The sequence below is a fragment of the Microcystis sp. M109S1 genome (assembly GCF_020247025.1).
In the GTDB taxonomy this organism is placed as follows: domain Bacteria; phylum Cyanobacteriota; class Cyanobacteriia; order Cyanobacteriales; family Microcystaceae; genus Microcystis.
In genome coordinates this window covers 16,547-27,425 of record NZ_JADBRW010000198.1, presented here as the reverse complement: position 1 = coordinate 27,425, position 10,879 = coordinate 16,547, and the positions used below count along the sequence as shown (strand labels likewise).

Below are 10,879 nucleotides of genomic sequence, written 5' to 3'. Positions count from 1 at the left end.
TAAACGGACGTGGATTCTTCTAGCATCACTGCTGAGAATTTCTGGCTCAACGATGTGGACTTGAATTAGATTCCTGGCGAAATCCCACCCAGAGGTGGTTCTCTCCTCAGACTTTCGCGACCTTACAGAAGCCTGTTTTCGTGTGCCCCACGATACAGTTCAAAACCTCTAAAATAATTGGTTTCTTTGGTACTTGGTGCTGAGAATTTTTACCTATAGGAGCATTCCCCTATAGAACCCCATAACTCTAGTTTTCAAGGTGCGTTCATCCGGCGATGACTGGGTTTTTTAAGCGGTTGCTTACCCGGCCCCCTATTCTTAATATCATAGATCATATAAAGTCGCCCTAAAAGGGCGAGGCTTTCAACCCAATTTTTCGGTAAGATAGGTGCATAGACGATATTTACCCCAGAGCCATGACCACTTCTCCTGTTCCCCAAGGGGACGATTTTAGCGATCGCCCGATCCGTCCCGTACAATATCGGGATTTGGAAGACATTGAAGCTTTAACCCTGGATGACTTCGATGAGGATATTGATCGTCGCGCCCAAAATTTCCGCACGCAGGTGCAACAGGTGCGGCCTTGGTTTGGGTTGTTTAAAATTCTCAGTCTTTTTCCTAATCCTCTCCAACACCGTTTTCATGTCTATGTGGCCGAGTCCATGGCCAATCGGGGAGAAGAAAGGAAAATTCGCGGGGCAATCCAAGTCACCCCTTTTAATAGTAGTCGCAGCACTTGGCGGGTGGAACAGGTGCGGGTGCATCCGGCGGAGTCTTTAAGCGAACCCAAGGGCATCGGGGCGCAATTACTGCGTTATTGTCTAGAAACGGTTTGGGAAGCGCGCACCTGGGTGTTAGAGGTTAATATCAATCAAAAGGACAGTTTGGCACTTTTCCGGCAACACGGTTTTCAGCCTTTGGCGGAATTAACCTATTGGTCTTTACCGCCGCAATTATTACAGGAATTGGCGAAACAAGAGCCAGATTTACCGAATTTACTGCCCGTGAGCAATGCTGACGCTCAATTGCTTTATCAGTTAGATTGTGTGTCTATGCCGCCGCTACTGCGTCAGGTATTTGATCGCCATATCCAGGATTTTAAAATCAATTTAGTTGATAGTTTGCTCTATCGCTGTCAAAGTTGGTGCGGCAGTCCGCAAATTAGTCGCGGTTACGTTTTTGAACCACAACGAAAAGCGGCGATCGGTTATTTTGAATTAATTCTATCTAATCGGGATGAGCGACCCCATCAAGCGAAATTAATTGTCCATCCCGCCTACACTTGGCTCTATCCTAAGTTATTAATCCAGATGGCCCAGATCACTCGCAAATATCCCCCTCGCTCGCTAGAGTTGATATCTGCTGATTATCAGCACGAAAGACGGGAATATCTGGAACAATTGGGAGCGATCCGCAGTTCCCACACCCTGATGATGTCGCGCTCGGTATGGCACAAAATCCGCGAAACTAAGCCGGAAAATTCCGCCCTAGCAGAAATGCTGCAGGGTTTACAACCGGTGCCGCGCACTCCCATCCCTAGTCGGATGTCTTGGTTAAAATGGCCTAATAATCCCCCTCTGGACCCCCTCGACAGTCCGGGGGAACTTCCCCCAGTTAAACCGCCCTCGGAACCCCCCGATCAGGGGCATCCAGTGTAATGGAAAGAGTCGCCGCCCTCGGCTTAGATATCGGTAAAAAACGGGTAGGAGTGGCAGGATGTGACGGCACAGGTTTAATCGCCACCGGTTTAACCACGATTATCCGTTCTTCTTTTGTTGCCGACGTAGCACAGTTTAAGGCAATTGTCAAGGAAAGAAATATTAAGATTTTGGTGGCGGGACTGCCCTATACCATGGCCGGAGAGTTAGGATTTCAGGCCCAACAGGTGCAAAAATACGCCCAGAAACTAGGGATAGCCTTGGATTTGCCCCTCGAATACATTGATGAGCGTTGCACGTCCCTAGAGGCGGAAGAATTCTTAAAAGCCAAAAAACAGTTTTCCTCTTGGGATAAGGGAGCGATCGATCGGGAAGCGGCGGCGATTATTTTACAACAATGGCTCGATCGCCGACGGCGATTTAATACGGTTGTTTTAAAGGAAACTCGATGACATCCTCACCGTCCGTTTACGGACGGTGAGGATGTCAACCATCGGTTTGTAGTCTTGTTTTAGCAATAATGCGGGTTTTCTTTAAATCTCCCTCGCTCAATTCTTCTCCCACCTGTAAACGGGTGGCATTAGTTTGGAGGACAGTGGCGGCGTTTTTTTCTCCCAATTGTAGAGCGGTTTTGGCCGCGGTTTGTAGCATGGTAGCGGCTGCTGCTCGATCGCCCTGTTTTAATTTTTCTTCAGCGATTTGGGTTTGACGATATTTGGCTAAAGTCAGAGTCGATTTCTGAACTTGCTCGTCTAATTGGGATTGATAGATAGCTTGGGATGCGATATTAAGGCTAATAGTCGCAGTTTCTAGCCCTTTTTGACCGGAAGCGGGATCATCGTAGCGAATCTTCACCTGAGCTATAGTGTGAGTACCGGGGGGAATTTGGTCGATATAGAGATTGAGGAGGATAATTTTTTCTTCATCTATCATTAAATCACCCAAACGGGTGATGTAAAAATTGCCCTCTTTTTGTAGGGTCATTTCTATGGTTTCTGGGGCAACTTGGGCAATGGGTTTTAACTCCGCTAAATGAGTCCGAGCATCTAATTCTAATTGCAGGAAAGCGTTAGTTAACCGGACAGATTGCAAACGGTTAAATAGACGAGTAAATTCAATTAAAGCCTGTTCGGGTCTTTCGATATAAGATAAACTTCCGCCGGCGATATCGGCAATTTTTTCTAGGATATCTTGATTCCAACGATCGCCAAAACCGAAGGTATTTAAGGTGATACCGTACTCGGCCGCTACTGCGGCTAATTTTAAACAGCGTTGATTATCTCCGTGTTCATTTTCACCATCGGTAAGCAGAAAAATATGAGACACATAACCTTTGCTGCCGGTAGAACTTTCTTGAATGCCTAATTTTATCCCTTCATCGATCGCCGTACCTCCTCCCGCTTGTAATTGTTGAATTTTTGAGCGAATTGAGGTCAGATCATCCTGTCGCGATTGGGAGGGAAGAATAACTTTGGCGCGATGATCGAAAGCTATTACCGAGAGACGATCGTTAACCCCGAGGGATTCTATTAAACTGAAGGCCGCTTTTTTGACCGTTTCTAGGGGTTTTCCCTGCATAGAACCGCTATGATCGAGAACTAAACAAAGATTAATCGGTAAATTTGTGTTGATCTGTTCACTGGTGGCGGCGATCGAGAGCATCAGTTGACGTTGACTGCTGCTTTGATTAGCATCGATATGACTGTCACTCAAGGCCGATTTTAGAGTTACCCGCATAAGAGTTTTTTATCGTGGTCGTTGATATTTATATTGTAATGAGTATAGTTAGATTTGTGCTTATTTTCCCGTCCAGCATCGAGTTAAACAAGTTCGAGAAGTGGGTGCATCTCATTTTTGTCGATCTACGATGCTCGTTCTTGTTGGAAATTTTACCGTAGCCGGTCGGACTTATTCTTTCGTGGAAGTCATGGCAAAATCTCTTTAACGCGAACTAAAGTTATTTACTTTTTTTGAGATGATAACAAATTGGAATCGATGTTGATCAGGGGAAGGAAGCCTGAACCACCCATGACGACAGGAAAACGTCCATCCCACTTTTCGATTGCTCGTTGTTGTAAAATTTCTGCTGTTAGGTTTTGGCGCAATAGTTTTTGAGCTTCTGCCTGTCCCTTCGCACGGTTGATTTCCGCTTTCGCTTCCTGTTCTGCTTGTTGTGCGCGAAAAGCAGCTTCTTGTGCCTTTTGTTCCGCTACTTGTTTGGCTTCAATCGCTGCGTTAAACTCTTCAGAAAAACCAAAATTAACGAGAGATACATCATTGATAATTATCCCATAACGTCTTAGTCTTTGGGCGAGGGAAGTATCAATTTCACGTTTGAGTTCTCCTCGCTCTTGCAAGATATTTTGTACGGGACGTTGTGCTGTTGCCGCTTTGACAATTTCCGATACTGCTGGGTTTATAATACCAGAGACAATCTCATTGATATCCCCAACTTGTTGATAAATCTGATTAACTTTGTCGGGGTCGATGTGCCAGTTAACGATAATAGTTGTTTCCACATCTTGCAAATCTTTGGAAGATCCTTTTGCCTTTACTTCCGTTGTTTGTACTCGAACGTTGAGGGGCTTGATCTTGGTGACAATCGGTATAACAGGATGAATTCCTTCATCGAGGATTTGTTTTTGCACTTTGCCAAAGTACATGACAACGCCGCGTTCGCCAGTATCAATAATAACAAAAGGGCGCAGTATGGTAGTAATGGCTAATATTAAAATTCCCCCAGCCATTAATGGTATTATATTGCGATTGTAATTCATGACAACTCCTTAGATATTTGATCGGTTTTATCGTAGCACTGTTATTATAAGTAAGTAATCTCAATTAATTTTTAGATAGTGGGACAAGCTTCCGGTTCTTTGTATTTTATCTTTAATTGTAACCGGCTACTTAGTTGATGATAGGTGGTGCGTTACTTCAATCATAGTCCATCACACAATCACAGTCGATGATAGGTGGTGCGTTACGAGGGATTGTTACCTTCCAGTCACAGCAGCAATTTTGGCCGTCTAACGCACCCTACGTTTTACTTTTTGTTAACCACAAAGACAGGAAGTTAGGATTTTCACTAGGGTTTGCTGAATAAATGTGAAATGTAGGCAAGGTAAGGATTTTGTGGCTTTTCTCGTGAAACAGGTGCAAGATTTTGAGAGAATCGTGCTTCAAAACCTTGCGTCTTCATCGGCCCGCGTCCTGTAGGGGCGAAGCATTCGGGCAATAACCTATCGGTGAAACCGTAGATTTTCTATCCGAATGCTTCGCCGGTACTTTTTGCCGCAAACCCTAACTAGGGGAGAGAAGGAGGGTGAGAGGAACCATTCAAGATAAAGCAGCGATCGCTTGTTCTAGGGCCAGGGAAATATGAGTCCAATGGGTTCCCCCCTGACAAAAAACGATATAGGGTTCCCGTAGGGGTCCATCGGCGGAGAATTCCGAGGTGCTACCATCGATAAACGTGCCACCAGCCATCACTACTTGGCTCTCATAGCCCGGCATTTGGGCAGGAACGGGATCCAAGTAGGAACCGATGGGAGAATAGGCTTGAATGGCTTTACAGAAGGCAATCAGCTTATCGGGGGAACCGAGTTTAATCGCTTGAATAATATCGCGTCGAGGCACAAAAGGAGCAGGATTGACTGGATAACCCAACTTATCGCCCACATAGGCAATTAAATGACTGCCTTTCATCGCTTCTCCCACCATTTGCGGTGCTAGAAACAATCCCTGATAAAGAAGACGATTTTGGTCAAAAGTTGCCCCTCCCTCCCTACCGATTCCCGGTGCTGTCAGACGATAGCAGGCCATTTCCACTAATTCCGCTTTACCTGCTATGTATCCCCCGGCCGTGACGATTGTACCTCCGGGATTTTTAATTAGAGAACCGGCCATTAGATCTGCCCCCACGTCGGTGGGTTCTTTGGTGTTGATAAATTCTCCATAGCAATTATCGACAAAACAGACCGTATTCGGGTTTTGTTGTTTAACTATACGGACAATTCTCTCGATTTCGTCAATAGACAAACTCGATCGCCACGAATAACCGCAAGACCTTTGAATATGTACTAAACGGGTTTGGGGTTTAACTGCCGTTTCTAAAGCCAACCAATCGATCGCACCGGTAGAATCTAGCTCTAATTGCCGATAACTAACGCCAAAATCCTTTAAAGAGCCTTGACCACTGCCCCTAATCCCGATTACTTCCTCTAGGGTATCGTAGGGCGCACCCGCTACCGCTAACATTTCATCCCCCGGTCGGAGAACCCCATACAAGGCACAGGCGATCGCATGGGTTCCTGAAACAAATTGTACCCGCACCGCTGCCTTTTCGGCCCCCAGGGCTTGGGCGAACACTTGATCTAAAGTATCCCGTCCCAAGTCATCATGACCATAACCACTAACACTAGCAAAATGATGCACCCCGACGCGGTTTTCACGGAAAGCGCAGAGGACTTGACGGAGATTTTCCTTGACCTGTGCGTCAATTTCCGAAAAGATGGGGAGTAAGGCCTTTTCTGCCCTGTGGAGTAGAGAGGGGATATCCATCAAACAATAGACTGTGATATTTGTTACTATTTATCTCAAATGTCGGGTGAAGACCGTTCGGCTGATCTCACGGCCGAAGCCCTCGGTTTTACCGAAGGGATGAAACAAAGGCCAGCCTAGAACAGCACTTCGACAAGCTCAGTGACACGAAGCACGATTAAAAATAAGTGTCCAGTCTCCTGACAAAATCTCGAATAACTTCCTCTTTTAAGGGTCTTGACCTATCCAGGCAAAATAGCTACCATACAAGTATAGCGGATAGGGTAATCAACCGCTTTAAAAACCCCTGTAGTCTAACCACTACGCTATCTGCACCTTGACAATTAAAGATATGGGGTTCTGCCTAATTGTTCTAGTTTCTACCTGTAGGTAGGTAAAATCTTTGCAGGAACTAGACAAAGCAGCATTTGAAGCTAACACTTCAATTCAAGCAAATTTTGTAGAAATACAACTATCGTGGGGCATACGAAAAGTAATGCTTGGGGAGAGAACCACCTCTGGGTTGGATAACGCAAGGCATCTAATTTAAGTGGACTCGTTGAACCAAGAATCCCTCGCTTAAGCGCGACGGGAGTGTCAATAAGCGTCAAAGTTCCCCCTATGTCAAATCGAGACAGATAAGACAATGATGCTCTGTCTCCTGTTGTTTCCCTTTGGGTTATTCAATGACTGTTGCGACTTCCGAAAAACTTCCCATCGACTGGGTGACTCTCATCTACATGGCTTTTATCCACTTAGTGGCTCTTTTAGCCTTCTTGCCTAGCAATTTTAGCTGGGGCGCTGTGGGAGTGACATTGATTCTCTATTGGATTACCGGGGGTTTAGGAATTACCCTCGGTTTTCATCGTTTGGTCTCCCATCGGAGTTTTAAGACTCCCAAATGGTTAGAATACTTTCTGGTTTTGTGCGGGACCCTCGCTTGTCAGGGAGGTGCGATCGCATGGATAGGCCTACATCGTATACATCATAAATATTCTGATACTGCTCCCGATCCCCACGATTCTAATAAAGGTTTCTGGTGGAGTCACATGGGTTGGATGCTGCACGAAATTCCTGCCGACGAAGAAATTGCTCGTTTTACCCAAGATATCGCCGACGATCCTTTCTATAAATTCTGTCAAAATTATTTTGTTCCTATCCAAATTGTTTTAGGCTTAATTCTCTATGCTATGGGTGGTTGGCCGTTTGTAATTTGGGGAATTTTTGTTCGCTTGGTCTTAGTTTTCCACTCCACTTGGTTTGTCAATAGCGCCACCCACAAATTTGGTTATGTTAGCCATGAATCCCACGATAATTCTAAAAATTGTTGGTGGGTTGCCCTCTTAACTTTCGGTGAAGGTTGGCACAATAATCACCATGCCTATCAGTATTCGGCCCGTCATGGCCTACAATGGTGGGAGGTTGACCTGACTTGGATGACCATCCGTCTGCTGCAAATTCTGGGATTAGCTACTAATATTAAGTTGCCTCCCACCACGGCAACGGCGACAGAAAGTTAGTTTTATCCAGTAGTTAAATAGATTATAAATCTAGCCGAACTTAAGCTTAAGTTCGGTTATTTTTTCTGCGACTTAACCCAAATCTAACAGCTTTTCCCACGGCACAACTGAGGAATATAGGTAATGCCAATCCTCCCCCAAAAAACGAAATCATTGATAGGATAAACTTGATTATTTCCCCCTCTGCTGAACATTGACTAGGGAAAGCGCAACCCATCGGGCCAACAGCGAAGGATAACCAACCAAAAAAGTAAACACACAGGGGAAATAAGAGGCAAAAAACCAGACCCGCCGCTAGACAGCCTAATCCATCGGCCTTTCTATTCGATTTCTTCCCTGTCACCATCTCGATCGCTGACTTTTTCTAACCCTTAGCACAAAAAAGTCAAACTATTAACTTTTTTAACAAATGTTTAATATTTATGCCGACGTGCCAGAAGGACCCCAGAGAACGTATATTTAAAGCTAATCCCCAAATTATATTAAGTTTCTAATGAAAAAAATCTCGATTTTAGGCTCTACTGGCTCGATCGGCACTCAAACTCTCGATATTGTCACCGATCATCCCGATAAGTTTCAAGTGGTGGGATTAGCCACGGGTAATAATATTCAACTACTATCGGAGCAAATTCGGCAATTTCGCCCGCAAATCGTGGCGATTAATAACGAAAGTCAACTAGAAGACCTAAAAAGCCTAATTTCCGACCTTGACTATACCCCGATTATCCTAGCAGGAAAGGAAGGAGTAATCGAAGTGGCCCGTTATGGCGATTCCGAAAGCGTCGTCACGGGAATTGTCGGTTGTGCGGGATTGCTGCCGACAATTGCCGCTATTACTGCTGGTAAAGATATTGCGCTCGCTAATAAAGAAACCCTGATTGCTGGCGGTCCGGTGGTGCTGCCTTTAGTGGAAAAACACCGAGTTAAATTATTACCTGCGGATTCGGAACATTCAGCTATTTTTCAATGTTTACAGGGAGTTCCCCCGGGGGGATTAAAAAAGATTATTCTCACTGCTTCTGGGGGTGCTTTTCGCGATTTACCGGTGGAAAAATTGCCGCAAGTAACTGTAGCTGATGCCCTCAAACATCCTAACTGGTCTATGGGCAGAAAAATCACCATCGATTCGGCTACTTTAATGAATAAAGGTCTAGAAGTTATCGAAGCTCATTATTTATTTGGTGTCGATTATAATGCGATCGATATTGTTATTCATCCCCAAAGTATTATTCACTCTTTAATTGAGTTACAGGACACCTCGGTTTTAGCTCAATTAGGCTGGCCAGATATGCGTTTACCCCTGTTATATGCCTTGTCTTGGCCTGAAAGAATTTATACCGATTGGAAACCTTTAAATTTAGTTAAAGCCGGCAGTTTAACCTTCAAAGAACCCGATCATCAAAAATATCCCTGTATGGGATTAGCCTACGCAGCCGGCCGCGCGGGTGGGGCAATGCCAGCAGTATTAAACGCGGCTAACGAACAAGCGGTAGCGTTATTTTTAGAAGAAAAGATTAGCTTCTTAGATATTCCCCGGGTGATCGAAAAAGTTTGCGATCGCTTTGCAATTCATAACAGTTCTACTCCTAGCCTAGATGACATTTTAGCCGCCGATAATTGGGCGCGTCAAGAGGTATCTAACTGTCTGATTGCCAATCTAGTCTAGATAGTCTAGATTCTGTAGGGATGTTAACTCTAATGTCTCTACAGGTCTAGGATAGAAAAATCAATAATTTCGGCTATTTTTTCTGGTTAACTAGATTTATGATGATTAGGGCAAGAGTTGATAACCCTAAATAACCCTGAAGCTTGATCAAAAATAAGATAAAATAAACAAGATAGCGGTTATTACTTTTAATTTTCTATGGTTACAACTTCTCTATCCCTCCCCGAAATCGCACGAGAAACCCGTCAAGCGAGTCGTCAACTGGCTATCCTAACTAACGAAGAAAGGAATGAAGCTTTAGAGGCTATTGCTGAGGCTTTAACTGCCAATGCTGATCAGATACTAGAAGCTAATATCGCCGATGTTCAAACTGCCAAAGCAATGGAATTATCTCCAGCTTTATGTGCGCGATTAGAGTTAAGTCCCAGCAAATTAAAAGCCGCTATTGCCGGGGTGCGAGATGTGGCTAAATTAGCAGATCCTTTAGCTACGATGCAAATTAATCGGGAATTAGATCAAGGTTTAATTCTTCAGAGAATAACCTGTCCTTTGGGGGTTTTAGGGGTGATTTTTGAAGCTCGTCCCGATGCTTTAATTCAAATTACCAGTTTAGCGATTAAATCTGGTAATGGCGTTATTTTAAAAGGGGGGAAAGAGGCGCTCCGTTCTTGTCAAGCTTTAGTAACAATTATTCATCAGGCATTGAGTCAAACTAAAGTTAATCCGGCGGCGGTACGATTATTAACAACACGAGAAGAAATTCAGGAACTATTAAAACTCGATCAATACATCGATTTAATAATTCCTAGAGGTTCTAACGAATTTGTTCGTTATATCCAAAATAATACCCGCATTCCTGTGCTTGGTCACGCCGATGGTATCTGTCATCTCTACATCGACAAAGAAGCCGATTTAAGCAAAGCAATTAGGATTACCGTCGATGGCAAAACTCAATATCCTGCCGCTTGTAATGCCATTGAAACTTTATTAGTTCATCAAGAAATCTCTAGACAATTTTTACCCGCAGTGGCCCAGGCATTAGAGGAAAAAAAGGTTAAATTATTGGGAGATGAAGCAACTCGTCAGATTATTAACGTACCATCGGCCACAGAACAGGACTGGCAAACCGAATATAGTGATTTAATTCTGTCAATTAAAATTGTCGATAGTCTAGAATCGGCAATCGAACATATTAATTATTACGGTTCTCGACACACGGAAGCCATTGTCAGCGAAAATTTTAACACAGCCAAAACCTTTAGCGATCGAGTCGATGCCGCCGGAGTTTTTCATAATTGTTCCACCCGATTTGCCGATGGTTTCCGTTACGGTTTTGGGGCCGAAGTGGGTATCAGTACCCAAAAAATGCCCCCCCGCGGTCCGGTGGGATTAGAGGGATTAGTGACCTACAAATATCAATTAGCCGGAGATGGTCATATTGTCGCCGATTATTCTGGGGAAAATGCCCAATCTTTCACTCACAAGGATTTATAGTC

The 10,879-nt window shown here is 44.3% G+C and carries 8 protein-coding genes; 5 read left to right on the top strand and 3 right to left on the bottom strand.

The features are described from left to right. Positions 1-416 precede the first annotated feature (416 nt). Both IM322_RS09760 and ruvX read left to right on the top strand, forming a co-directional pair. On the top strand, positions 417-1,658 hold the full coding sequence (locus tag IM322_RS09760; RefSeq protein ID WP_287673628.1) for a GNAT family N-acetyltransferase: 1,242 nt from the start codon (positions 417-419) through the stop codon (positions 1,656-1,658). Continuing rightward, the gene (ruvX, locus tag IM322_RS09755) at positions 1,658-2,110 is read left to right on the top strand and encodes a Holliday junction resolvase RuvX (RefSeq protein WP_287673630.1); all 453 of its coding nucleotides are present in this window, start codon (positions 1,658-1,660) and stop codon (positions 2,108-2,110) included. Before IM322_RS09760 ends, ruvX begins: the two co-directional genes overlap by 1 nt. Positions 2,111-2,144: 34 nt before the next feature. Here the strand turns inward: ruvX and IM322_RS09750 are convergent, their stop codons facing one another. The 3 genes from IM322_RS09750 to IM322_RS09740 all read right to left on the bottom strand — a co-directional run bounded on the left by IM322_RS09750 (position 2,145) and on the right by IM322_RS09740 (position 6,218). Continuing rightward, on the bottom strand, positions 2,145-3,395 hold the full coding sequence (locus tag IM322_RS09750) for a vWA domain-containing protein (protein ID WP_287673633.1): 1,251 nt from the start codon (positions 3,393-3,395) through the stop codon (positions 2,145-2,147). A 224-nt stretch (positions 3,396-3,619) separates the two neighbouring features. Next, the gene (locus IM322_RS09745) at positions 3,620-4,435 is read right to left on the bottom strand and encodes a prohibitin family protein (protein WP_287673634.1); all 816 of its coding nucleotides are present in this window, start codon (positions 4,433-4,435) and stop codon (positions 3,620-3,622) included. A gap of 559 nt (positions 4,436-4,994) precedes the next feature. Further along, positions 4,995-6,218, bottom strand: a complete 1,224-nt coding sequence (locus IM322_RS09740; RefSeq protein ID WP_287675593.1) for a methionine gamma-lyase family protein — start codon at positions 6,216-6,218, stop codon at positions 4,995-4,997. A gap of 665 nt (positions 6,219-6,883) precedes the next feature. Between IM322_RS09740 and IM322_RS09735 the strand changes: the two genes are divergently transcribed. From IM322_RS09735 to proA, 3 genes are all read left to right on the top strand, one after another. Further along, on the top strand, positions 6,884-7,717 hold the full coding sequence (locus IM322_RS09735) for an acyl-CoA desaturase (RefSeq protein ID WP_110578684.1): 834 nt from the start codon (positions 6,884-6,886) through the stop codon (positions 7,715-7,717). 493 nt (positions 7,718-8,210) lie between these two features. Beyond that, complete coding sequence (gene dxr / locus IM322_RS09730; RefSeq protein ID WP_287675592.1) at positions 8,211-9,383, top strand: 1-deoxy-D-xylulose-5-phosphate reductoisomerase; 1,173 nt, start codon at positions 8,211-8,213, stop codon at positions 9,381-9,383. Between the two features lie 198 nt (positions 9,384-9,581). Further along, positions 9,582-10,877: a glutamate-5-semialdehyde dehydrogenase gene (gene proA / locus IM322_RS09725; protein ID WP_287675591.1), complete on the top strand. Its 1,296-nt coding sequence runs from the start codon at positions 9,582-9,584 to the stop codon at positions 10,875-10,877. Positions 10,878-10,879 lie beyond the last annotated feature (2 nt).